General features: G+C 63.9%; 22 protein-coding genes and 1 pseudogene. 7 read left to right on the top strand and 16 right to left on the bottom strand.

Translation table 11 applies throughout. The annotated features are described in order from the left end of the window. Positions 1-41 precede the first annotated feature (41 nt). The 4 genes from prmC to C8D77_RS00205 form a co-directional block, all read right to left on the bottom strand. Positions 42-917 carry a peptide chain release factor N(5)-glutamine methyltransferase gene (gene prmC, locus C8D77_RS00220; protein WP_109658622.1) on the bottom strand — a complete coding sequence of 292 codons (876 nt, stop codon included), beginning with the start codon at positions 915-917 and terminating at the stop codon, positions 42-44. Next, positions 910-1,989 carry a peptide chain release factor 1 gene (prfA, locus tag C8D77_RS00215; protein ID WP_109658621.1) on the bottom strand — a complete coding sequence of 360 codons (1,080 nt, stop codon included), beginning with the start codon at positions 1,987-1,989 and terminating at the stop codon, positions 910-912. The genes prmC and prfA overlap by 8 nt, the downstream gene beginning before the upstream one ends. Positions 1,990-1,999: 10 nt before the next feature. Then, positions 2,000-4,270 carry a phosphoenolpyruvate--protein phosphotransferase gene (gene ptsP / locus C8D77_RS00210; RefSeq protein ID WP_109658620.1) on the bottom strand — a complete coding sequence of 757 codons (2,271 nt, stop codon included), beginning with the start codon at positions 4,268-4,270 and terminating at the stop codon, positions 2,000-2,002. An 83-nt stretch (positions 4,271-4,353) separates the two neighbouring features. Beyond that, positions 4,354-5,607: an aspartate kinase gene (locus C8D77_RS00205; protein ID WP_109658619.1), complete on the bottom strand. Its 1,254-nt coding sequence runs from the start codon at positions 5,605-5,607 to the stop codon at positions 4,354-4,356. 260 nt (positions 5,608-5,867) lie between these two features. Here C8D77_RS00205 and C8D77_RS00200 point away from each other — a divergent pair, with 260 nt between their 5' ends. Both C8D77_RS00200 and ubiG read left to right on the top strand, forming a co-directional pair. Then, a complete protein-coding gene (locus tag C8D77_RS00200) occupies positions 5,868-7,706 on the top strand; it encodes a CHASE3 domain-containing protein (protein WP_109658618.1) in 1,839 nt (612 codons plus the stop codon). A gap of 97 nt (positions 7,707-7,803) precedes the next feature. After that, the gene (gene ubiG / locus C8D77_RS00195; RefSeq protein WP_109658617.1) at positions 7,804-8,553 is read left to right on the top strand and encodes a bifunctional 2-polyprenyl-6-hydroxyphenol methylase/3-demethylubiquinol 3-O-methyltransferase UbiG; all 750 of its coding nucleotides are present in this window, start codon (positions 7,804-7,806) and stop codon (positions 8,551-8,553) included. A 275-nt stretch (positions 8,554-8,828) separates the two neighbouring features. Here the strand turns inward: ubiG and C8D77_RS00185 are convergent. Together C8D77_RS00185 and C8D77_RS00180 are read right to left on the bottom strand one after the other, a co-directional pair. Next, a pseudogene (locus C8D77_RS00185) lies at positions 8,829-9,342 on the bottom strand (flavin reductase family protein). 243 nt (positions 9,343-9,585) lie between these two features. After that, the gene (locus tag C8D77_RS00180) at positions 9,586-10,500 is read right to left on the bottom strand and encodes a DMT family transporter (protein ID WP_109658616.1); all 915 of its coding nucleotides are present in this window, start codon (positions 10,498-10,500) and stop codon (positions 9,586-9,588) included. An 87-nt stretch (positions 10,501-10,587) separates the two neighbouring features. Between C8D77_RS00180 and C8D77_RS00175 the strand changes: the two genes are divergently transcribed. After that, positions 10,588-11,082 carry a MarR family winged helix-turn-helix transcriptional regulator gene (locus tag C8D77_RS00175; protein ID WP_206532389.1) on the top strand — a complete coding sequence of 165 codons (495 nt, stop codon included), beginning with the start codon at positions 10,588-10,590 and terminating at the stop codon, positions 11,080-11,082. A 4-nt stretch (positions 11,083-11,086) separates the two neighbouring features. On the opposite strand, the gene C8D77_RS00170 is transcribed toward C8D77_RS00175, so the two are convergent. Genes C8D77_RS00170 through C8D77_RS00155 form a run of 4 tightly spaced genes read right to left on the bottom strand, consistent with a single transcriptional unit; the run spans position 11,087 to position 13,483 of the window. Then, positions 11,087-11,512, bottom strand: coding sequence for a DUF1178 family protein (locus tag C8D77_RS00170; RefSeq protein ID WP_109658615.1), 426 nt, complete (start codon positions 11,510-11,512; stop codon positions 11,087-11,089). Beyond that, a complete protein-coding gene (locus C8D77_RS00165; protein WP_109658614.1) occupies positions 11,509-12,375 on the bottom strand; it encodes a carbon-nitrogen hydrolase family protein in 867 nt (288 codons plus the stop codon). The genes C8D77_RS00170 and C8D77_RS00165 overlap by 4 nt, the downstream gene beginning before the upstream one ends. Positions 12,376-12,385: 10 nt before the next feature. After that, complete coding sequence (grxC, locus tag C8D77_RS00160; protein ID WP_056583465.1) at positions 12,386-12,655, bottom strand: glutaredoxin 3; 270 nt, start codon at positions 12,653-12,655, stop codon at positions 12,386-12,388. A 27-nt stretch (positions 12,656-12,682) separates the two neighbouring features. After that, positions 12,683-13,483, bottom strand: coding sequence for a ComF family protein (locus C8D77_RS00155; protein ID WP_425453680.1), 801 nt, complete (start codon positions 13,481-13,483; stop codon positions 12,683-12,685). 65 nt (positions 13,484-13,548) lie between these two features. On the opposite strand from C8D77_RS00155, the gene C8D77_RS00150 reads away from it, so the two are divergent. Beyond that, entirely contained in the window at positions 13,549-14,424 is an 876-nt protein-coding gene (locus C8D77_RS00150) for a methyltransferase domain-containing protein (protein WP_109658612.1), read from the top strand. 28 nt (positions 14,425-14,452) lie between these two features. Here C8D77_RS00150 and C8D77_RS00145 read toward each other — a convergent pair whose 3' ends face one another. The 5 genes from C8D77_RS00145 to argJ form a co-directional block, all read right to left on the bottom strand. Then, entirely contained in the window at positions 14,453-14,638 is a 186-nt protein-coding gene (locus C8D77_RS00145; protein WP_109658611.1) for a Flp family type IVb pilin, read from the bottom strand. A 109-nt stretch (positions 14,639-14,747) separates the two neighbouring features. After that, positions 14,748-15,065 carry a hypothetical protein gene (locus tag C8D77_RS00140; protein WP_109658610.1) on the bottom strand — a complete coding sequence of 106 codons (318 nt, stop codon included), beginning with the start codon at positions 15,063-15,065 and terminating at the stop codon, positions 14,748-14,750. A gap of 131 nt (positions 15,066-15,196) precedes the next feature. Continuing rightward, positions 15,197-15,619, bottom strand: coding sequence for a (deoxy)nucleoside triphosphate pyrophosphohydrolase (locus C8D77_RS00135; RefSeq protein ID WP_109658609.1), 423 nt, complete (start codon positions 15,617-15,619; stop codon positions 15,197-15,199). Positions 15,620-15,628: 9 nt separating this feature from the next. Then, positions 15,629-16,381: a GNAT family N-acetyltransferase gene (locus C8D77_RS00130; RefSeq protein ID WP_109661093.1), complete on the bottom strand. Its 753-nt coding sequence runs from the start codon at positions 16,379-16,381 to the stop codon at positions 15,629-15,631. A gap of 29 nt (positions 16,382-16,410) precedes the next feature. Then, a complete protein-coding gene (gene argJ / locus C8D77_RS00125; RefSeq protein WP_109658608.1) occupies positions 16,411-17,652 on the bottom strand; it encodes a bifunctional glutamate N-acetyltransferase/amino-acid acetyltransferase ArgJ in 1,242 nt (413 codons plus the stop codon). 169 nt (positions 17,653-17,821) lie between these two features. Between argJ and C8D77_RS00120 the strand changes: the two genes are divergently transcribed. Together C8D77_RS00120 and C8D77_RS00115 are read left to right on the top strand one after the other, a co-directional pair. After that, positions 17,822-19,048, top strand: coding sequence for a caspase family protein (locus tag C8D77_RS00120; protein WP_109661090.1), 1,227 nt, complete (start codon positions 17,822-17,824; stop codon positions 19,046-19,048). 101 nt (positions 19,049-19,149) lie between these two features. Continuing rightward, positions 19,150-19,749 carry a TetR/AcrR family transcriptional regulator gene (locus tag C8D77_RS00115; RefSeq protein ID WP_109658607.1) on the top strand — a complete coding sequence of 200 codons (600 nt, stop codon included), beginning with the start codon at positions 19,150-19,152 and terminating at the stop codon, positions 19,747-19,749. A gap of 76 nt (positions 19,750-19,825) precedes the next feature. On the opposite strand, the gene C8D77_RS00110 is transcribed toward C8D77_RS00115, so the two are convergent. Next, complete coding sequence (locus C8D77_RS00110; protein WP_109658606.1) at positions 19,826-20,743, bottom strand: peptidylprolyl isomerase; 918 nt, start codon at positions 20,741-20,743, stop codon at positions 19,826-19,828. A gap of 248 nt (positions 20,744-20,991) precedes the next feature. On the opposite strand from C8D77_RS00110, the gene secA reads away from it, so the two are divergent. Continuing rightward, positions 20,992-23,724: a preprotein translocase subunit SecA gene (gene secA, locus C8D77_RS00105; protein ID WP_109658605.1), complete on the top strand. Its 2,733-nt coding sequence runs from the start codon at positions 20,992-20,994 to the stop codon at positions 23,722-23,724. The last annotated feature ends 87 nt before the right edge of the window (positions 23,725-23,811 follow it).

Here is a 23,811-nt window from a genome sequence, read left to right as displayed (position 1 = left end):
GCCGTATTCCCCGGTATTGCCAAGCGCTTTTTTGCACTGCGTCAAGGCTTTATCCTTTCAAAGACAATAACCCTGTCGTTTCCGCCGAGGTCACGAAAAGCACCGCCCGGGACGTAGCCGGCTGCAGCGAATATCTCGCAGACCTCATTGTGCTGCGTGTGGCCGATCTCGACCGCAATCCTGCCTTCAGTTTCCAAAAACCTTGCCGCCTCCGCGGCGATGATCCTGTAGGGGTTCAGACCGTCCGCGCCGCCATCCAAGGCCAAGCGCGGGTCGAAATTGCGGACTTCGTCCTGCAGATTTCCAATGTCTTCCGAGGGTATATAGGGAGGGTTTGCGGCAATTACATGGTACCGGCCGGAAACTTTTTCGAACCAGTCCGACTGAAGCACCGTGAACCGGCCTGCAAGGCCCAGTTGCCCGGCATTGCGGGCTGCCGTCGCCAACGCGCCCGCGGACAGATCGACGCCGGTGGCGATCGCTGTCGGCACGGCGCTGAGCAGCGCCAGTGCAATGGCGCCGGTGCCGGTGCCAAGATCGAGGATGCGGCACTCGCCTTCCCGGACCGCCACCGCCCTGACGAAAGGCAGCATCGCTTCGACCAGCGTTTCGGTATCGGGCCGCGGCTCCAGCGTTTCTGGCGACAGCGACAGGCGCAAACCGTAGAATTCACGATAGCCGAGGATGCGGTGCACCGGCTCGCCGCCGGCGCGACGTCTTAAGGCGGCATCGATTTCGGCAACAATGCCAGCGTCGACCTTGCGTTCGGGGTCCACGATGGCTTGCGTGCGTGTCGTGCCGGAGAAATGCTCGACGATCAGCCTCGCATCGAGCGCCTGATCATCGACAGCAGCGGCAAGCCGAGCCTGCGCTTCCCGCAGCAACTGCCCCAGCGTCTCGGGCAGTTGATCAGCCATCGATGCCGATGTCGGCGAGCAACTTCGACTGGTGATCGGCGATCAGCGCATTGATGATTTCGTCGAGTTCGCCCATCATCACCCTGTCGAGCTTGTAGAGCGTCAGGTTGATGCGGTGGTCGGTGACGCGGCCTTGAGGAAAATTATAGGTCCGGATGCGTTCCGAGCGGTCACCGGAACCGACCTGTGACTTGCGCGATTCCGAGCGCTCTTCGTCCGCCTTGCCGCGTTCCAGGTCATAGAGCCGGGCCCGCAGGATCTGCATCGCCTTGGCGCGGTTCTGATGCTGTGACTTTTCCGCCTGCACCACCATGATGCCGGTCGGCAAATGGGTGATGCGGACAGCCGAATCGGTGGTGTTGACGTGCTGGCCGCCCGAACCCGAGGCGCGCATCGTATCGATGCGGATGTCTTCGGCCCTGATGTCGATGTCGACCTCTTCGGCTTCGGGCAGCACCGCGACGGTTGCCGCCGACGTGTGGATGCGCCCGCTCGCCTCGGTCGCCGGCACGCGCTGCACCCGGTGCACGCCGGATTCGAACTTCAGATGCGCAAAGACACCCTTGCCCGACACCGTGGCGATGATTTCCTTGTAGCCGCCGGCATCGCCATCGCTGGCTGAGGCCGTCTCGAAACGCCAGCCGCGTTCGGCAGCGTAGCGTTCATACATGCGAAAAAGGTCACCGGCAAAAAGGGCGGCCTCATCACCGCCGGTGCCGGCGCGGATTTCGAGAATGGCGTTCTTGTCGTCGGCGGCATCCTTGGGCAACAGCAGGATCTGGATGTCCTTCTGCAGCGCCTCGATGCGTTCCTCGACCTCCGGCAGGTCGGCCTCGGCGAGCGCCCGCATCTCGGCGTCGGTGCCCTTGTCGGCAAGCATGGCTTCGAGGTCGGCCTGCTCATGCTCGGCCAGGCGCAGTGCCCTGACCTTGGCCACCATGTCCTGGATTTCGGCATATTCGGACGCCATCCGCACATAGGCGTCCGGCGCCGGGCCAGCCGACATCTGCGCTTCGAGCATCTCGAAACGTTTGACGACTTGATCCATACGATCGCGGGGCAGGTTGACCATGATGAGGCTACTACAATGGAATCGAACGGTCGTCGGCAAAGGCCTGCAAAAGCGCCCGCATCGGCAAGCCCTGCGCCGGCGCCATCAGATTGTCGTCGAAGAAGGCCTCCAACTCATCCAGCGGCAGTTCCGTCAGCATCGCCTTGACCGGGCCGATCGAGGCCGGCGACATCGAGATCGAGCGGAAGCCGAGACCGATCAGCGCCATAGCCGAAATCGGCTTGCCGGCGAGTTCGCCGCACAGGGTCACCGGCGTGTGGTTGCGGACGCCGGCATCGGCGATCTGCTTCAGGACGCGCAGGAACGGCGCCGACAGCGTGTCGAAGCGGTTGGCGAGTTGCGTGTTGCCGCGGTCGACGGCCATGACGAACTGGAACAGATCGTTCGAACCGACCGAGACGAAGTCGACCGCCTTCATCAGCTCATCGAGCTGGAACAAGAGCGATGGCACTTCAAGCATCGCCCCCAGCTTCAGGCTGGTCGGCAAATGATGGGCAAAACGCGAGAGATGCCGCACCTCGCGGTCGATGATCTCGCGCGCCTGGGCGATCTCGCCAAGCTCGGTCACCATCGGCAGCATCAGCTTGAGTTCACGCCCGCCACTGGCCTTGAGCAGCGCGCGGATCTGGGTGCGCAGCAGCCCCGGTCGGTCAAGCGTCAGGCGGATCGCCCGCCAGCCGAGCGCCGGGTTCTCTTCCTGGATCGCGCCCTTGAAATAGGGCAGCACCTTGTCGCCGCCAATATCGATGGTGCGGAAGGTGACCGGCTTGCCGCGCGCTGCCTCGAGCACGTCGCGGTAAAGCTTTTCCTGGGCCTCGGCACGGGGAAATGTCGAAGCGACCATGAACTGCAGTTCGGTGCGGAACAGGCCGATGCCGGCCGCACCCGCTTCGGCAAGCTGCGGCAGGTCGACGGCAAGCCCGGCATTCATCAACAGGTCGACCTGGACACCATCCCTGGTCATCGACGGCTTCTTGCGCAGCTCGCGATAGACTTCTTGCCGGCGAGCCCGGAAACGCACCTTTTCGGCATAGGCGGCTTCGAGATCGGGCTGCGGCCGCAAATGGATCACGCCCTCTTCACCGTCGACGATGATGGCGTCGCCGTTTTCCGCCATGGAAACCGCGCCCTTCATCTGGCCGGCGACAGGGATGCCCATGGCCCGCGCGACGATAACGACGTGGCTGGTCGCAGCACCATCCTCGAGCACCAGCCCGCGCATCTTGTCCCTGGGATAGTCGAGCAGTTCGGCGGCGCCCATCGAACGGGCGACGATGATGGCGTCCTTCGGCAGCGATGCGGCGACATCTTCCGGCCCGCGCCCCATCAGCTGGCGCAGCAGCCGGTTGGCGAGGTCGTCGAAATCGCTCATCCGCTCGCGCAGATAGGGGTCGGTCATGTGCAGCATGCGGGCGCGCATGTCGCTCTGCACCTTTTCTACGGCAGCCTCGGCGGTCAGGCCGTTGCGGATCGCCTCTTCCAGCCGGCGCACCCAGCCGCGGTCGTTGGCGAACATACGGTAGGCTTCCAGCACCTGGCGATGCTCGCCCTCGAAGGCGACGTCGCGGCGTTCGAGCATGTCGTCGATGGAGAGCCTGAGCGAGCCGAGCGAGGTTTCGAGTCGACGGACCTCTTCCTCGCTGTCTTCGTTGAACAAATTGGTGACGACGATGCGCGGCTCATGCAGCACGACATGGCCAAGTCCGACGCCGTCATTGAAGGAAAGGCCGGTGAAGCTGACCGGACGGCGCAGATCGAGCTCGAGGCCGGGCCTGGTCAGCCGCGCCAGATCGCCGGTGGCGATCATCTCGGCGATCACCATTGCGGTGGTTTCCAGCGCCTCGACCTCGTCGTCGCGGTAATGGCGCATGGTCTTGTTCTGCACCACCAGAACGCCCAGCGTGCGCCCTGCCCGCAGCACCGGCACGCCTAGGAAGGAGTTGTAGATCTCTTCCCCGGTCTCCGGCAGATAGGCAAAGGCCGGATGTTCCTGCGCATTGGAAAGGTTGAGCGGCCGCGCACTGGCCGCGATCGTGCCGACCAGGCCTTGCCCCAGTCGCAACTGCGCAAGGTGGACGGCGTTCGGGTTCAGACCTTCGGTGGCGTAGAGTTCGAGCACCGAATCGGCACGCAGCACATAGAGCGAGCAGACTTCGGCGACCATATTGGAGGCGATATCGCGCACGATCCGGTCGAGCCGCTCCTGCGGCTCCAGCGGCTCCTGCATGAGCTCGCGGAGCCGTTTCAGCAAAACGCGCGGGCCACTGGCCTGATCACGCATCGCGGCTTCTTCTCCAATGGGCATTCTGCCCGCCGCAGTTTCCACTGCGACCGGCGCACACGCAACAACTCAAATCGTTCTCGCTACTGCTTATCCAGACCGTAGACGGAATGCAAAGTACGAACCGCAAGTTCGGTGTACGGACCGTCGATCAGGATCGAAATCTTGATCTCGGAGGTCGTGATGGCGCGGATGTTGATCGACTTGTCGGCCAGCGCCTTGAAAGCGGTGGCGGCGACGCCGGCATGGCTCCTCATGCCGATGCCGATGACCGAAACCTTCGACATGCCGGCTTCCGACTGCACGACATCGTAGCCGATCGACGCCTTGAGGCGCTCAAGCACGGCCAGCGCCTTGTCGACATCGCCCGACGGCACGGTGAAAGTCATGTCGGTGAACTTGCCGTCCTCGGAAATGTTCTGGACGATCATGTCGACATTGATGTTGGCCTCGGCCAGCGGCCCGAAGATGCCGGCGGCGACGCCCGGCCGGTCGCCGACGCGGCGCAGCGAAATCTGCGCTTCGTCCTTGGCATAGGCAATTCCGGTGACGACCTGCTGTTCCACGATCTCTTCCTCGTCGCAAATGAGCGTTCCGGGCGGATTGAGCAAATCCCCCATTCCGGGCGCATCGGGATCGTCGAAGGACGACCGCACGAAGGTACGCACCCTGTGCACCATGGCAAGCTCGACCGAACGCACCTGCAGAACCTTGGCACCGAGCGAGGCCATTTCAAGCATTTCCTCGAACGAGATCTTGGCCAGCCGCCGCGCCTTGGGCTCGATGCGCGGATCGGTGGTGTAGACCCCGTCGACGTCGGTGTAGATGTCGCAACGGTCAGCCTTGACCGCCGCGGCGATGGCTACCGCACTGGTGTCGGAGCCGCCGCGGCCAAGCGTGGCGATGCGATTGTCCGGGCCGATGCCCTGGAAACCGGCGATCACCGCGACCTGGCCCTCGCCGAAGCGCTTGACCAGAAAGGCACCGTCAATGTCGAGGATGCGCGCCGCACCATGCGCATTGTCGGTCTTGATCGGGATCTGCCAGCCCTGCCACGAACGGGCATGCACGCCCATGTTCTGCAAGGTGATCGCCAGAAGGCCGGCCGTGACCTGTTCGCCGGAAGCGACGACCGCGTCATATTCGCGTGCGTCGTGCATCGGCGAGGCCTCGCGCGTCCAGCCGACCAGTTCATTGGTCTTGCCGGCCATCGCCGAAACCACCACGGCCACCTCATGGCCAGCGTCGACCTCGCGTTTGACGTGACGCGCCACATTGCGGATGCGGGCGATGTCGGCGACGGAGGTCCCGCCGAATTTCATCACGATGCGCGCCATGAAAGCGAAATGCCTTTGACTGAAGCCGGACCCCAGCCCAAAAAGCAGGAATCCCGAAAAGCGGAAGGCCGGCTGACGCCGGCCGCTGAATGCGCGGCCTCCTTAGCCAAATGATGAAGGTTTCGCAAGGCTGGCGGCGGATTGCCGGCTTCAAGAAGACGGCATATTGCGTTCCACCCCGCCACCGCCTACGAAATGCTGCCCGCGGGAAATTCCTTTTTGGTCCGGTATTACAGATGATTGCTCGTCTTCGACGCGCCATGCGATGGCAATCACTCCCGCTTGTCATTGGCTTCGCGGTGTTGGCGCTGATCGTCGGCAGCCGTGCCATGCTGGTCGAGGGCCAGAGAGCCAATCGCGCCGCCGCGCGCGAGGCAATCGAATATCAAGAATTGCTTTCCGGCCTGCTTTCGCTGGCGCAAGACGCGGAGAGCGGTCAGCGCGGCTATCTGCTGACCGGTGAGAAATCCTATCTCGAACCCTATCGGCGGGCTGTCGGCGCCATTCCGGGGCAACTTGCACGCATCGACAGCATGACTGCCCCGGACGACCAGGTCGTCCAGCAGATCAACCATATCAAGGACGCACTTTCGCAAAAGCAGGCTGAACTGGCCGAGACGATTGCCCTGTACGACCAGGGCAATGCGACGAAGGCGCTGGATCTGGTCCGCAGCGGTCAGGGCAAGGCCGTCATGGACGAAATCCGGACCAGCATGGATACGATCCGACGCATCGGCGCCGCCGCCGTCGCTGCGCGCGACGAGAACACCGACCGCGTCGAGGCCTGGCTGCGCATCGGTTCGCTGGCGGCGCTGCTGGCGATCTTCCTGCTTGGCGCCTACACGATCAGGGAATCGCGCCGCCGCTTCCACGAGGTGGCTGTCGCCCAGGATGAGCTGGTGCGCAAGAACATCGCGCTCGGCAATGAGATCCAGACGCGGGAAAAGGCCGAATCCCAGATCCGCCAGATGCAGAAAATGGAGGCGGTCGGTCAACTCACCGGCGGCATCGCCCACGACTTCAACAACATGCTGGCGGTGATCATCAGTGCCATGAACCTTGCCCAGCGCAAGCTGGCGCGTGGCGAGCACGACATCGCAAAATTCATCGAAGCGGCAATCGACGCGGCGAACCGTGCCGCCAATCTGACGGCCCGGCTGCTCGCCTTCTCGCGCCAGCAGCCACTGGCGCCGCAGATCGTCGACGCCAACCGTCTGCTGACCGGCATGTCGGACCTGATCCGGCGAGCGCTCGGTGAAACCATCCGCATCGAAACCGTGTTGGCGGGGGGCTTGTGGAAGATCCATGCCGACCCGAGCCAGATCGAGAACGCCATTCTCAACCTGGCCGTCAACGCCCGTGACGCCATGGGCGGTGACGGCAAGCTGACCATCGAGACCGCCAATAGCCATCTCGACGACAGCTATGCTGCCACCCATGCCGAGGTCGCGGCCGGCCAGTATGTGATGATCGCCGTCAGCGACACCGGTTCGGGCATGCCCCCCGAAATCATCGCCAAGGCCTTCGAGCCCTTTTTCACCACCAAGCCGGTCAACAAGGGCACAGGCCTGGGGCTGAGCCAGGTGTTCGGCTTCGTCAAACAGTCGGGTGGCCACGTCAAGATCTATTCCGAACCCGGCGAAGGCACGACGATCAAGATCTACTTGCCGCGCTTTTTTGGCGCCGAAGAAGCAGCCGTGCCGACGGGACGAGGCGAGAATTCCGCTCCCATCACCGAAACGATCCTCGTCGTCGAGGACGATGCCCGCGTGCGTGCCTCCACCACCGATGCCTTGCGCGAACTCGGCTACGCCGTCATCGATGCCGCAAGCGGCCAGGAAGCGTTGCAGAAGCTGGCGGAAACCCCGGGCATCGCGCTTCTGTTCACGGATATCGTCATGCCGGTGATGAACGGCCGCAAACTGGCGGAAGAAGCAATCGCGCGCATGCCGCGGCTGAAGGTGATCTTCACCACCGGCTTCACCAGGAACGCCGTGGTCCACAACGGCGTGCTTGACCATGACGTGCACTTCCTGGCCAAGCCCTTCACCATCGAGCAACTGGCGGCGAAACTGCGCGCCGTGCTGGACACGAAGTAGGTCGGCCACTCTGTCAGCCCCTTGGCAGCATCGAAAATTGTTGCCTTGACATTCGCGGCCCCACACCCGACTTCCTAGCGCTCGAGGAGACCAACCGATGCCAGAGCCCCGACGATCGACGATCGATGCCGGAGAAGTGGAACGCTTTTCCGCCCTTGCCGCCGAATGGTGGAACCCGAACGGCAAGTTCCGTCCCCTGCACAAATTCAATCCGGTCCGGCTGTCCTATATCCGCGACCAGATAGCGGCGCGCTTCGGCCGCGATCCACGCGCTGCAAGGCCTTTCGAGGGCCTGCGCATCCTCGACATCGGCTGCGGCGGCGGCCTTTTGTGCGAGCCGATGGCGCGGCTTGGCGCCGAAGTTGTGGGAGCGGATGCTTCCGAAACAAACATCGAAGTCGCGAAGCTGCACGCGGCCGAGGGCAATGTCAGCGTCGATTATCGCGCCACGACAGCCGAGGACCTTGCCGACGCCGGCGAAAAATTCGACGTCATCCTCAACATGGAAGTGGTCGAGCATGTCGCCGACATCGACCTGTTCGTCGCCAAATGCGGCGAGATGGTCCGGCCTGGCGGCATCATGTTCGTGGCCACCATCAACCGCACGCTGAAGGCGCTCGGGTTGGCCATCATCGGCGCCGAATATGTGCTACGCTGGCTGCCGCGTGGCACCCACCAGTTCGGCAAGCTGGTGCGCCCGGAAGAGCTCGAAAAGGCGCTTGGCGGCGCCGGCCTGACCATCATCGACCGCACCGGCGTCACCTACAACCCGCTTGCCGACCGCTGGGCGCGGTCGAAGGACATGGACGTCAACTACATGGTCCTGGCGGAAAAAGGCTCGGTCTGATCAACCGTACTTCTCTTGGAATTAGCTCCTGGGTGTGTTGAGATTCAGGTCAGGCCGAGTCGAAAACGGTGGGTTCCGAGAACCGGAGCGGAGCGGACATCCGGGTCCGTGAGCACCGGAAGCGCAGGAAGCCACCGTTTGCAGGCCGGCCTCACCTGAATATCAATACACCCTAAAGCGCGTCGCGTTTGAACGGATTCAGGCGACGCGCTTTAGGTCTTTGTTTTTATGCATGTCGTTTTCCCAAAACCGAGGTCACTTTTGGGCGACATGCATTAGGCGTCGAGCGGCCGATAGCCGCCGCGCCAGTAGATCAGCGCCTGGCCGGCATCGTGGGTGCGCACGGCCTCGACCGAGCCAATGACGATCGAATGCGTGCCGCGATCGATCATCTCGTCGAGGCTGCAGTCGAGGGCGGCCACCGCATCCGAAAGCAACAAAGCTCCGGTCTTGAGCGTCATCCATTCGGCGCCCTCATAGCGGTCCTTGCTCTTGATGCCGCCGAAACCGGAGAACCGCTCGGCCACCCTTTGATGCTGGGGGCCAAGCGAGTTGACGCCGAAATGCCGGTAACGTTCGATCACCGGCCAGGTCGACGACGACCGGTTGACACAGGCAATCACCTTGGGCGGTTCGGCCGACAGCGAGACGACCGAAATGACCACCAGGCCTGAGCGATCCTCCGGTGCCAGCGGTGATGACGCTGACATTGCCGACGATCAGCCGCATCGCGGCCCGAAAGTCCGCGCCATCGACAGGAGTTCCCTCTGGACCCTTTGCTTCGGTCATGGCTTGCTCCAAAAGCAATTCCAGGAAAAGTGTGACACGGTTTTCCCGGGAAAAGCGCATAGCGCTTTCCCTTGGGAATTGCGACAAAACAAAAAAACTAGAGCGGTTTGGCGTTTCCGTGAAACGATCTCGTCCCTGGAGCGTGACAGATCGATGGCCGGCGTGAACAAGAAGTCGGCGTTGCGGACCGCGACCCCGGTGGCGAAGAGAACGAAACCAGCGCCGGCTGAGGCGCAAGCGCGCTCACGCCGCCTGGCTTTGCGCCTTCCTGCTGGGCTGACTTTGCGCCATGGTGGTGATGAACACGCCAGCGGTGATGATGACCGCGCCTGCCCAGGTCAGCAGCTGATAGTGCTCGCCAAGGAAGATCGTGCCGGCAAACAGGCCGACGGCCGCCGCCACATAGCCGATCTGGCTGAGATAGACCGGGCCGCCAACCGCCTGCAGCCGGAAGAAGAAGGCGAACATCGCCGATGCCGACGCAACCTGCGCGACGACGACCAGCGGCACGCCGCCGAGTGAAGCGAAGGCCTTGACGCCGAACAGGGCGAGAATGCCGACAAGCAGCATCGCCGCCGACGCCAAATGGCTGCCGACGGCAAGCTCGATCGGGCCGGTGCCTTCCGGCCAGTCGACCGTGCGGTAAATGTTGCCGGCGGCAAGGCTGACCGGGATGAGCAGCCCCATCACCACCCAGAACAGATCGGCCGGCTGGCCGGCCTCGCCGCGCGTCACCGCCACCATGACGGCGCCGACAAAGCCGACGGCGATGCCGACAATACCCAGCATGTTGGGGCGCCGGACACGCAACAGGATCGAGAACACCAGCGTGATGACAGGCGACAGCGTGAACATGATGCCGGTGTAGCCGGCGCCCAGATGCGGGATGGCCGAGAACATCAGCAGATTGGGGACGGCATAGGACACCGCCGCGGTGACGAAGAAATAGCGCAATTTGTGCGCGGTGAGCCGGACGCGCTGACCGCGAGCCAAGAGCACGCACAGCAAGACGCCGCCGGCGCCAAGCGAGATGACGAAGGCCCAGACCATGGCCGGCACGCCGGCAGCCGTGGCGAGCTTGCCGAACGGCAGTGTCAGGCCGAGCAGGCCGCCGGTGACGACCAGCAGGCCGAGCGCCGAATCCCAGAGAAATTTCATGATCGAACCCTGTCGCCGCGGCCCTTGGCCGGCATTGTATCTTGAGGTAAGATAATGGAAAGATTCTTAACGTCAAGATATATGATGATGAGACAGTTGGATAGAGCAGCAAGAGCGATCGAGCAATGGAAGCGGGAGCGGCCCGATCTGGACGTCTCGCCGATGGCCGTGCTCGGGCGGCTGAACGAGGCCTCCTCGCTGATCGCCCGCGAGCGCCTGGCGCCGTTGTTTGCCCGCTATGGATTGCAGTCGGGAGAGTTCGATGTTCTGGCGACGCTGCGCCGCTCGGGTTCACCCTATGCGCTGACGCCGACCGCGCTCTATGAGGCGACGATGGTGACCTCAGGCGCCATGACCAACAGGCTCGACCGGCTGGAAACGTCCGGATTGATCCTGCGCGGGCCGCACCCCAACGATCGTCGCGGCATTGTCGTGAGGCTGACTGAAAAGGGCCTGACGCTAATTGACGAGGCTGTTAGCGCCCATGTGGCCAACGAACACGAGGTTCTTTCCAGCCTGACGCAGGCCGAACGAGAAACGCTCGCTCGGCTGCTTGAGAAATTGATCGGCAGCGTGAGCTAGCCGGTCAATTGCGGTCGTCCGGGAACACCGGGATCGGCATGAACTCGACGCCGTCCTCGGCCAGGCTCTTGGCCTCTTCCAGCGTCGCCTCGCCATAGATGCCGCGCGGGTCGGTTTCGCCGAAATGGATCTTGCGCGCTTCCTCGGCGAACTTGTCGCCGACATAGTCGGCATTCTCGCGCACCTTCTCGGCCATCGCCTTCAGCTGCGCCAAAGCCTGCTTCTGCGCCTCTCCCATGGCGAGCGCTATCGTTTCCTGCTTGCGCGCCGTGGAGACCGCCGGCGCCATCAGCGCTTTCTGCACCTTGTGCGAGCCGCAGGTCGGACAGTCGACAAAGCCACGCTTCTTCTGAGTGTCGAAATCGTCATTGCTGCGGAACCAGCCTTCGAATTCGTGCTCGTGCTCGCAGATCAGGGCAAAACGGATCAAGAGGCTGCACCCCTGAGCCGCGGCGCCTCGCCCAAGCCGGCATTGACGGCAAAATCTCGCGCATTTTTGAGGTTTGGAATCTTCTTGCGCGCGGCAAGCGACTGCGCCGAGTCGATCTCGGCGACGATCACCGCCGGCTCGTCATGCGCGGCTTCCGCGATGATACGGCCCCACGGATCGACGATCAGCGAATGACCGTAGGTCTCGCGGCCGTCCTCATGCAGGCCGCCTTGCGCGGCGGCGACGACATAGGCGCCGTTCTCGATGGCGCGCGCCCTGAGCAGCACGTGCCAGTGCGCCTCGCCCGTCTGGCGGGTGAAGGCGGCCGGCACCGAAAGCAGATCTGCGCCGGCCAGTGCTTCGGCGCGGAACAGTTGCGGAAAGCGCAGATCGTAGCAAACGGCGAAGCCAAGCTTTGCACCCTCGATCTCGGTGACGACGGCCTCGGCGCCCGGTTCATAGGCGGCGGATTCACGCCACGACTCGCCATTATCGAGATCGACGTCGAACATGTGGATCTTGTCGTAGGTGGCGAGCGTAGCGCCGTCCGGGCCGAACAGCAGCGCCCGGTTGGCGAGCTTGCCGTCGGCGCGCAGGATGGCGGTCGAGCCGATATGCAGGAAAACGCCGAGCTCCTTGGCCAGCTTGCGCGCGGTCGAGACGATGATGTCCTTGTCCTCGGAGGTGAAGGAGGCAGCGCGCGCTTGCTTGTCGCGGATCAGTGCGCCGGTCATTTCCGGCGTCTGGATATAGGTCGCGCCCTGGCTTGCGGCTTCGCGCACCAGCCGTTCGAGATCGACCGCGTTGCGCTCGGGGCTCTCGCCCGAACGCATCTGGATCGCAGCCGCCTTGAAAACACCCATTGTCATATCCTCAAATCGTCGCGCCGTTGGCGAGCAGTTTGTCCAGCCGGCCTTCGGCCTCCAGCTCGTGCAGGTCGTCGCAGCCGCCGACATGCGTATCGCCGATGAAAATCTGCGGAAAAGTCGAGCGGCCGTGGGCGCGGGAAATCATTTCCTGGCGCAGTTCCGGCGAGAAGGAGGCATCGTGCTCGGTAAAGGCGACGCCCTTGCGCTCAAGCAGCCGCTTGGCTGCCGTGCAGTAGCCGCACATCATGCGGGTGTAGATGGTGACATCGGCCATGACGAATTTCCGCTGTTCGTTGCCGACTTATATAGTCGCGGACTCGTCCGCCCGGAAGTCCCCCGGCAACACACGGGCAAAGGTCAGCACGTCGACGGCGGCCGCACCTCCCCTTTTCAGTGCCTTGGTGGCGGAACGCACCGTGGCGCCGGTGGTGTAGACATCGTCGATCAGCAGCACCCTGCGGCCGGCAATCTCGATTTCCGACTCGGCGGGCACTCGAAAGGCGGCCCGCACATTCTCCTCGCGCTCCTGCCGCTCCAGCCCAACCTGCTGGCGGGTGAGTTTCACACGCCGCACCGCCGAGGGTGCGAAGGGCAAGTCGCTGAGCACCGACACTGCCCTCGCCAGTTCCGCCGATTGGTTGAACCGTCGCCTGAAGAAACGTCGCCAGTGCAGGGGCACCGGCACCACCACATCCGCTTCGGCGATGAGATCGGCACCCGCGCGCACCATCCAGCGCGCCATCCACGGCGCGAGATCCGTGCGGTCCTGGTATTTCAGCCCTTGCACCATCTGGCGGGCGACTCCGGAATAGGCGACCGCAGCCCGCGCCCGCTCGAAAGGCGGCGGATCGGCAATTGCCTCGGCCGACAGAAAGCCTTCGCCCATATGGTGGGTGAACGGCGTGCCCATCACCGGGCACCATGGCCGTTCCAGCAGCCTGAGCTTCGGCCAGCAGGCGCCGCACAGCACGCCGGGCTGCGAGACATGCCGGCGGCAACCAGCGCAGACCGGCGGAAACAGGATGCGCGCCGGCCAGCCGAGGGCCGATCGGGCGAAGCGCTTGATCTCGCCGGGCTTGATCTTGGACATCGGATCGGCCACGTGGTTGGTTCTCCGTGCCAAGTATACCAACTATATCAGGGCGTGGACAAACAAGGATCCGCCCGTTGCAGCCGATAATGGATACCTCTCTGTGGCTGGCGCACAAGCGGCGCGCGCTCACCCATCCGGTTGACGGCGCGGACTTCCTCATGCGCCGTACGGCCGAGGATCTTGCCGACCGGCTGGGCGCCGTCGAGCGCCGGTTCGGCAAGGCGGCTGTGCTGTTTTGCCAGACCCCGGCGGCAGCCGAAATGCTCGCCGAAAGCGGCAAGGTCGCCGACATTGTCCGCGTCGAAACGGATACGGCTTTCCTGAGCGGCGGCGGCGCCGGCTTGATCGCTCCGCTGGAAACCGTGCCGTTCGAGCCGGAGAGCCTCGATCTGGTGGTCTCGCTTCTGTCGCTGCAGGCGATGAACGACATTCCCGGCATGCTGATCCAGATCCGCCGCGCGTTGCGGCCGGATGGGCTTTTCCTCGGCGCCTTTGCCGGCGCCGGCACGCTTTTTGAGCTGCGCGAAAGCCTGCTTGCGGCCGAGACCGAGCTTTACGGCGGCGCCAGCCCGCGTGTCACCCCGTTCACCGACGTGCGCGACGCCGGTGCGCTCCTGCAGCGCGCCGGTCTCGCTCTGCCGGTCGCCGACGTCGAGACGGTGACGGTGCGCTATGCCAGCCTGTTTAACCTGATGGCGGATCTGCGGGCCATGGGCGAGACCAGTGCGCTCACCGATCGCAGCCGGCGGCCGGGCTCACGCAAGCTGTTTGCCCGCGCGGCGGAAATCTACGCCGAGCGGTTTTCCGACCCTGACGGCCGTGTGAGGGCAAGTTTCTCGATCGTCTGGATGTCTGGTTGGGCGCCTGACGCATCGCAGCAAAAGCCGCTGAAACCGGGTTCGGCCAAGGTCTCGCTGAAGGCAATCCTGGAGGCGCCCGACGGGCGTTGATCCTGCCCGCAAGCGCGGAAAGGTTGGATCAGGGTGAGGGTGCGAAAGCGTTCGCAAGCTTGCTGTTGTTGTCGCTGAACAGCCAGGTAAGCGAGTCGGCGAACTGACCAACTCCGGTGATGATCCCCAGCGCCACCAAGGTCGCGATCAGTCCATATTCGATGGCTGTCGCGCCGGTCTCGTCCTTCAGAAAACCCAGCAGCACTGCTTTCATGACCTCGACCCCTCTCGCCAGGAGATTACCGCCGATCCGTTAAGAAAGGTTAACGGCAAAGGCTTAACAGGCGGTGAAACCGCCGCCTTGCCGAAAACTCTTAACCATGTCAGCAGTCGCCGCTGCTTCTGCCATTGGACCGGATGATGCAGACCGAACTGGGCTGCGGCTGCAGCACGCTGCGGCGCAGCGTGTAGGTTTCGCGATGGCTGACCGAGCCGGTGGCCGTCATGTCGAGCCCGCCGGCAAGATCATCGCGGGCCGACAGCGATCGTGTCTGGCTGTCGAGGAAAGGGGTTGCGATCAGCGCCAGCGCCACCGCGGCCGAACCGAACAGCAGCGTGATGCGCAATATGCCCATGCCTGCGTCGGCGGCGCGAAAGCTGCGCTCGGGCCGGATCGAGTCCCAATCCTTGTCTAGGCTCATGCTATCGCTCCCCAGCGAATCGGCGGCGCGGCCGCGAACGGCGATGCTTCAATTTTTCATGATGAGATAAATCTTCCATTAACGCTGGCTGATACAACGCCTCGGCCAGGAAGCGGCCGGGCGAGAAGCCCTCAAAGAAGATCGATGAGGAAGGGGATCAGCGGCGCGTCGGCCGGCGGCATCGGATAGTCGCGCATCTGCTTTGGCCGCACCCATTTCAGCGCCTGGCCTTCCCTGGGTTGGGCGATGCCGCGGAAACGGCGGCAGATGAACAGCGGCATCAGCAGGTGGAAATCGTCGTAGGAATGACTGGCGAAGGTGAGCGGCGCCAGGCACGGGATATCGGTTTCGATGCCGATTTCCTCGTGCAACTCGCGAATGATGCATTGTTCGGGCGTCTCGCCGGGTTCGACCTTGCCGCCGGGAAATTCCCACAGCCCGGCAAGTTGCTTGCCCTCTGGCCGCTGCGCCAAAAGCACCCGGCCGTCGGCATCGACCAGCGCGCAGGCGGCGACCAGGAGCAGACGCTTGCCGGCGATCGTCACCTCACTCATGCCATTACTTCATTCATGACCGGGCGGCCTGCGGTAGTGGTAGCGATAGACTTCGTCGAAGCCGAGCGAATGGTAGAGCGCCAGCGCCGGCACATTGCCGGCCTCGACCTGCAGCCAGGCCTCCCGCGCGCCACGCAGCCGCGCCCATTTCAGCGCCGACAGGATCAGGTTGCGGCCATGGCCCTTGTTGCGCGCCGACTTGTCGGTGGCGACCTCGAACAGGCCGGCAAGATCGCCGTCATGCACGCAGATCAGCGTTGCCAACGCATCGGCGCCATCTTCGAGCGCGAACAGTCCGGCCTCGGGCTGGATGGCGCCGATGATCTCCGACAGGCCGGGCCGCAGCGAAACATCCGAACCGCTGACTTTGAGCGACGCGCCGATGAAGCGGCTGATGTCCTTCAGCGGAATCTGGTCCATGGCGGCGTCGAGTTGCGCGTCGGCCAGCGGCAGCCGCATGACCAGCGACTCGTCGAACCGGCTCCAGCCCTCGCGGTCGAGATGGCTGGCGAGATCCGGACCCGACAGTGGCGACATGCGAAACGTCAGCGGTCGGCCATAGGCGTCGAAACGGCGGCTGGCCCGGCCGATACGGTCGGCAATGTGCTGGGTGTCGCCGGGATCGAGCGGGTTGACCGAGTTCAGCCGCTTGGCCGGATGGCCGGCGGTCAGCCGCACCACCCAGGTGCCGTCATAGTGGACAGCGGCTGCCGGCCAGGCGCGAAAGCCGGCCGCCTCGTAGCGGCGCACGATCGCGAGCATGCTTGCCGGATGCCTGGAGCCCAAGACCATCAGCTCCGATAATCGCCATTGATGGCGACATATTCCTTGGTGAGATCGCAGGTCCACACCGTCGCCTTGCCGCGGCCGATGCCGATATCGGCGCGGATGCGGATGTCGTCGCGCTTCATGTAGGCCGACGTCGCTGCCTCGGAGTAGCCGGGGTCGCGCTCGCCTTCATGCGCCAGCCTGTTGTCGCCGAACCAGATCGACAGCCGGTCGCGATCGGCGGGTTCGCCGGCCTTGCCGACGGCCATGACGACGCGGCCCCAATTGGCATCCTCGCCGGCGACCGCCGTCTTGACCAGCGGCGAATTGGCGATCGACAGCGCGATGCGCTTGGCCGACCGCGCCGATTTGGCGCCGGTGACGGTGACTTCGACCTGCTTGCGGGCGCCCTCGCCGTCGCGCACCACTTGCAGCGCCAGCGATTTCAGCACCTTTCCGAGTGCCCGGCGAAACGCGCCGAGACGGGCATCCTTGGGGTCGGTTATCTCGGGCGCGCCGCGCTTGGCGGCCTTGCCGGTGGCGAAGATCAGCAGCGTGTCGCTGGTCGAGGTGTCGCTGTCGACGGTGACCGCGTTGAAGGTCTTGGCCGTGCCGCGCGACAACAGGTCCTGCAGAACAGGGGCGGCGATCGGCGCGTCGGTGGCGATGAAGGACAGCATCGTCGCCATGTCGGGCGCGATCATGCCAGCGCCCTTGGAGATGCCGTTGATGGTGACATCGGTGTCGCCGAGCTTGACGGTCGCTGTCGCCACTTTCGGATAGGTATCCGTGGTCATGATCGCCTTTGCAGCTTCGGTCCACAGCCCTGGCTTGCCATTGCTGACCAGCCCCGCGAGCAGATGGCTGAATTTGCTGGTGTCGAGCGGCTCGCCGATGACGCCGGTCGAGGCCAGGAAAACCTCGCTTGCCTTGCAGCCGGCCGCCTTCGCCGCCGCCTCACCCGTCAGGGCCGTGGATTCCCGACCTTTCTTGCCGGTGAACGCGTTGGCATTGCCGGAATTGACGACCAGTACCCGCGCCTTGCCGGCGCCGAGATTCTGGCGGCAGAAATCGACCGGCGCCGAGGGACATTTCGATTTCGTGAACACACCGGCGACCGCGGTGCCTTCATCGAAGACCATAGTCAGCAGATCGGTGCGGTTCTTGTACTTTATACCCGCCTCGGCGGTGGCGATGCGCACCCCCTCGATTTCTGGCATCTTGGGGTATTTCTTCGGCGCAAGCGGCGAAATCGTCGTGGACATGGGGGCCTCGGGCGGGAAAAATCGCAAGGGAAGGCCGGTTTGCCCGATACGCCGCGCGGGCGCAAGGGCGTTTTCGTCGCTCTTGCCGGGGGCGGGAGCCCACTCGGGATTAAGCTTGCATTTCAAATCTGTTGGCGCCGCCCGGGCCGATGGCGTTATGATCTTGGCCATGGGCAGGCTTGCGATCCTCGCATGGGCATTTCTGGGACTTTTGCTGCTGAGCGCGGATGCGCAGCCGCAACGGCGCGTAGCGCTTGTCATTGGCAACGGCACTTACGCGGAAGCCGGCACGCTGGCCAATCCCGTGAACGACGCGCTCGACATCGCCGACAAGCTGCGCTCCATCGGCTTCGAGGTCATCGAAGGCAATGATCTCGGCAAACGTGAGCTCGAACGCAGCATCGGCGAGTTCTCCGACGCGCTCGAAGGCGCCGGCGTCGGGCTATTCTATTATGCCGGCCACGGCTTGCAGGTCGACGGGCGCAACTACATCGTGCCGGTCGACGCCAGGTTGGACGTGCCGGTCAAGCTGCAACTCGAGGCCGTGCCGATCGACGAAGTCCTCGACATCATGGAACAGCAGACCAAGGTCAGCCTGGTGTTTCTCGATGCCTGCCGCAACAATCCGTTTGCCCGCAGTCTCAGCCGCACCGCCACCATGCGCTCGGCGACGGCGCTGGCCGGGCTGGCGCAGTTCGATTCGACGCGCGGCTCCTTCATCGCCTTCTCGACAGCACCTGGTGCCGTTGCCATGGACGGAAGCGGGCGCAACTCGCCTTTTGCCGCCGCCCTGCTGCGCCATATCGCCGAACCTGGCCAGAGCATCAACGACATGATGATCGCGGTGCGCCGCGACGTGGTTTCGCAAACCCGCGAGGCCCAGCGCCCCTGGGAGCAGGGCTCGCTGCTCGAGCGTTTCGAATTCGTCTCTGACGGACAACCCGCCCAGCCGCGGAAGCCAGCCGCTCCGGCACCTCCGACCGAAGTTGCCGTGCTCGAGCGCTCGGTGGGCGATGACAAGGGATCGATCGAAAAATTCCTGCGCCAGGATTATCTGACGCCGGACACCAAGGCGATGAGCGAGACCGTCAAGCGGCTCTACGGCCCGTCCGCCACCATTTTCGGCACACGCTACGACGCCGATGCCATCGCCAAGGTCAAGGCCGACTGGTTCGCACAGTGGGCCTCCTGGTCGCTTGGCCTCGAGCCCGGCAGCCTGGAGGTCACCCCGCATGGCGAGGATCGCGCCGAGGCCGTCTTTGCGATGCACTACGACTATCTTCCAAAGGACAAGTCGGCGGCACGCCTGACCGGCAAGGCGCGCGTCACGCTCGGCCTGGTCAAGGCCGACGGTGGCTGGCGCATCGAATCCGAGACATCGCAAGCGATGCAATAAGCGCCATCTGCCGGATTCTTTGATCTGTCAAAAACGGTCCGTTTCGTTTCACCACGACCTCACCTATATTGCCGGCGAAATTGTTGGCGAGGACGACAGAAATGGCCGAGGACGCCGATCCGGCGCGCAAATCGATCGGTGCGCGGCGCAATCCCGCCAGCGCCGATGCCATTCTCGAAGCAGCCGAGGCTGTGCTGGTCGAGGCCGGTTATGCCGGCTTCTCGATCGAGGCGGTGGCGCGGCGGGCCCGCGCCGGCAAACCCACCATCTATCGCTGGTGGCCGAGCAAGGCGGCATTGCTGCTCGAAGTCTACCAGCGCCAGAAACGCGTCGATGTTCCCGATACCGGGCGACTGGAGGAGGATCTCGTCGGCTTCCTGAATAACCTGTTCGCGCACTGGCGCGAGACATCGTCGGGCAGCGTGTTCAGGTCGCTGATCGCCGAGGCGCAGTCGGATGATGCGGCGTCCGCGGCCCTTGCCGACTATGCGCTGGGTCGACGCTCCCATACCGGCCAGATGGTCGAACGCGCCAGGGCAAGGGGCGAAATCGGCGCCGATATCGATGCAGCGCTGGTCGCCGACCTGATCGCCTCCTTCGCCTGGAAGCATCTGTTGACCAACCGGCTCGACGAGGACGAAGCGACGATACGCAAGGCCGTCCACTACGTGATGCGCGGCATAGCGGTGCCCGGAAGGTAGAAAGCGCCGACCTGGGTCGACAAAAAGGCACGGCAACCCTTGGCTGCCGCGCCCCTTTCAAAAAATTCTTTCAGGCCTACTTGGCGCTTTCCAGCGTATCGACCGCCTTCTTCAGGTTCGCGTCGGGGATCTCGACCTTGGCGCCGCCGCGCAGCGACTTGACCAGCGCGAAGTACTTGTCGCGGATGACCGCCTGCTTGGCCTGGTCCTTGACGTCGTCAAAAGCCGGCGGCTGCTTGGTGCGCTTGTCCTCGAGCTTGATGACATGCCAGCCGAACTGCGTCTGCACCGGCTGCTCGGTGTATTTGCCGACCTCGAGCGCGGAGGCCGCCTTGTCGAACTCCGGCACCATCTGGCCAGGTCCGAACCAGCCGAGATCGCCGCCGCTGGTCTTGCCTGACGGATCGCTGGTGTGCTCGTTGGCGAGCTTCTGGAAGTCGGCGCCGCCGTCGAGTTGCTTGATGATCGCCTCGGCCTCTTCCTTCGTCTTCACGAGGATGTGACGGGCGTGCAGCTCGTTGGTGGGCGGCGTGTTGGCGATTTCCTGGTCGTAGCGGGCGCGAACCTCGGCGTCGGTGACCTTGTCGACAACACCCTTCTCAACCATCTCGCCATGCAGCGCGCGCTGCTGCAGGAAGGCCATACGGCGCTGGAAATCGGGATCCTTGTCGAGGCCGGTCGTGACCGCCTGAGCGGCCATGACGCGGATCTCGATGGCAGCCGAAAGGGCCGCGGCGCGGCGCTGCTCGGGCGGCAACTGCGCGAACTGCTGCGACAATTCCCCTTCGGCAAGCACCAGGTCGGCTTCGGTCAAGGGCTGGCCGTTGACCGTGGCGATCACGGTATTCGGATCGACCGGTGCCGCGGCCGGTGCTGCTGCATCCGCCGGAGCGGGAGCGGTTTGCTGCGCCATCAGCGGCGACAGCGAAAGGGCCGACAGGCCGAAGGCCAAGCCAAGGCTGGCGAGCGACGCGCGGCGGAACAACAAGGACATAAGATGACTCCGGTGGGGATTGTGAGGAGGGGGTGGCTTCCAGATCAGCCAGATTGTGGCGGAATTTGGCGCGACCGGCAGGGCCAGCGCGGCGTTGACATCAGTTGAGCCCCCTCTTATCTGTCCAACGACTTTGCGTCCAGAACCGTTTTCCGGGCGCTTTTTGTGTTTGTCCACGTTCACGTGGAATTGATGGGGCCGGCCGGCGCTCATCTCAAGATTGAGAATTCTATCGAAAGGACCATTGGATGGTCAGTCTCGGCGGTCTCGCCCGTAAGGTTTTCGGTTCCTCCAACGATCGTCGGGTCAAATCGACCCGGCCTCGTGTCGAGGCGATCAACGCCATGGAAAACGAGATGCGGGCGCTCTCCGACGAGGAGTTGGTCGGCCGCACCGCGAAATTCCGCCAGGACATCGCCAACGGCGCCACGCTCGATGACCTTTTGGTGCCAGCTTTCGCCACTGCCCGCGAGGCAGCGCGCCGCGTGCTCGGCATGCGCCCCTTCGATGTCCAGCTGATCGGCGGCATGGTGCTGCACAATGGCGGCATTGCCGAGATGCGCACCGGCGAGGGCAAGACCCTGGTCGCGACGCTGCCGGTCTACCTCAACGCGCTTGCCGGCAATGGTGTCCACGTCGTCACCGTCAATGACTATCTGGCCACCCGCGACTCCGAATGGATGGGCCGCGTCTACAAGTTCCTCGGCCTCTCGGTCGGCGTCATCGTCCACGGCCTGTCCGACGAGGAGCGCCGCGTCGCTTACGCGTCCGACGTAACCTACGCCACCAACAACGAGCTCGGCTTCGACTATCTGCGCGACAACATGAAGTATGAGCGCAACCAGATGGTGCAGCGCGGTCACAATTACGCGATCGTCGACGAAGTCGATTCCATCCTGGTCGACGAGGCGCGCACGCCGCTGATCATTTCCGGTCCGCTCGAAGACCGTTCGGAAATGTACAACACCATCGACACCTTCATCATCCAGCTGCAGCCGCAGGATTATGAGATCGACGAGAAGCAGAAGACCTCGATCTTCACCGAGGAAGGCACCGAGAAGCTCGAGAACCTTTTGCGCGACGCCGACCTGCTCAAGGGCGAGTCGCTCTACGACGTCGAGAACGTCGCCATCGTCCACCATGTCAACAATGCGCTGAAGGCGCACCGGCTGTTCCAGAAGGACAAGGACTACATCGTCCGCAACGGCGAGATCGTCATCATCGACGAGTTCACCGGCCGCATGATGCCGGGCCGCCGCTATTCGGAAGGCCTGCACCAGGCGCTCGAAGCCAAGGAGCATGTGGCGATCCAGCCGGAGAACCAGACGCTCGCCTCCGTCACCTTCCAGAACTACTTCCGCCTCTACAAGAAGCTTTCCGGCATGACCGGCACGGCGCTGACCGAGGCCGAGGAGTTCGGCAACATCTACAATCTCGACGTCACCGAGATTCCGACCAATCTGCCGGTCATCCGCAAGGACGAAGACGACGAGGTCTACCGGACGGTCGAGGAGAAATACAAGGCGATCGTCAGGGAGATCCGCGAAGCCAGCGCCAAGGGCCAGCCGACGCTGGTCGGCACCACCTCCATTGAAAAGTCCGAGCAGCTGGCCGATCGCCTGCGCAAGGAAGGCTTCACGGATTTCGAGGTGCTGAACGCCCGCCACCACGAGCGCGAGGCGGCGATCGTCGCCCAGGCCGGCAAGCCCGGCGCCATCACCATTGCCACCAACATGGCCGGCCGTGGCACCGACATCAAGCTCGGCGGCAATGCCGAGATGCGCATTGAAGATGAACTCGGCGACATGCCGGCCGGACCCGAGCGCGAGGCGCGGGAAAAAGAGATCAATGCCGACGTCGAGCGGCTGAAGGAAAAGGCCCTGGCCGCCGGCGGCCTCTATGTGCTGGCCACTGAACGTCACGAATCGCGCCGCATCGATAACCAGCTGCGCGGCCGTTCCGGTCGTCAGGGCGACCCCGGCCGTTCGAAATTCTTCCTGTCGCTGCAGGATGACCTGATGCGCATCTTCGGCTCCGAGCGTATGGACGGCATGCTGCAGAAGCTCGGCCTCAAGGAAGACGAGGCGATCATCCATCCCTGGATCAACAAGGCGCTGGAAAAGGCGCAGAAGAAGGTCGAGGCGCGCAACTTCGACATCCGCAAGAACCTTTTGAAATATGACGACGTCTCCAACGACCAGCGCAAGGTGGTGTTCGAGCAACGCATCGAACTGATGGATGGCGAAGGCCTTTCTGAAACCATTGGCGAGATGCGCGAGGGCGTCATCGACGAGATCGTCGCCAAGGCCATTCCCGAAAATGCCTATGCTGAGCAGTGGGATGTCGCGGGCCTGAAGGCCGAGGTCGCCGAATTCCTCAATCTCGACCTGCCGATCGAAGACTGGGCCAAGGAAGAGGGCATCGCAGAGGACGACATCCGCGAGCGCATCACCCAGGCTGCCGACGCCGCCGCCAAGGAGCGCTCCGAGCGTTTTGGTCCCGAGGTGATGAGCTATGTCGAACGTTCGGTGGTGCTGCAGACGCTCGACCATCTGTGGCGTGAGCACATCGTCAATCTCGACCATCTGCGTTCGGTCGTCGGCTTCCGCGGCTACGCCCAGCGCGATCCGCTGCAGGAATACAAGGGCGAGGCGTTCGAGCTGTTCCAGGCGATGCTGGGCAATCTGCGCCAGGCCGTCACTGCGCAGCTGATGCGCGTCGAGCTGGTCCGCCAGGCCGCCGAAGCCCCGCCGCCCGAGGCGCCCGACATGTTCGGCACCCATATCGACGGCACCACCGGCGAGAATGACTTCGAAGGCGGCGAGACCGCCCTTCTGGTCCGCCCGGAGACAACCGCCGTCGTCGCTCCCGAGGACCGCGACCCCAACAACCAGGCGACCTGGGGCAAGGTCGGCCGCAACGAGGCCTGCCCCTGCGGCTCCGGCAAGAAGTACAAGCACTGCCACGGCGCGTTCGCCTGATCATTTGATAGGTCGGCGGGACAGCACCCCTCTGGCCTGCCGGCCATCTCCCCCTCATGGGGGGAGATCGGCAGTTGCGACGCCCTA

Source organism: Mesorhizobium loti (assembly GCF_003148495.1).
GTDB classification, from domain to species: domain Bacteria; phylum Pseudomonadota; class Alphaproteobacteria; order Rhizobiales; family Rhizobiaceae; genus Mesorhizobium; species Mesorhizobium loti.
Note: the sequence above shows the minus strand (reverse complement) of the source record. Positions and strands in the feature narration are given on the sequence as shown.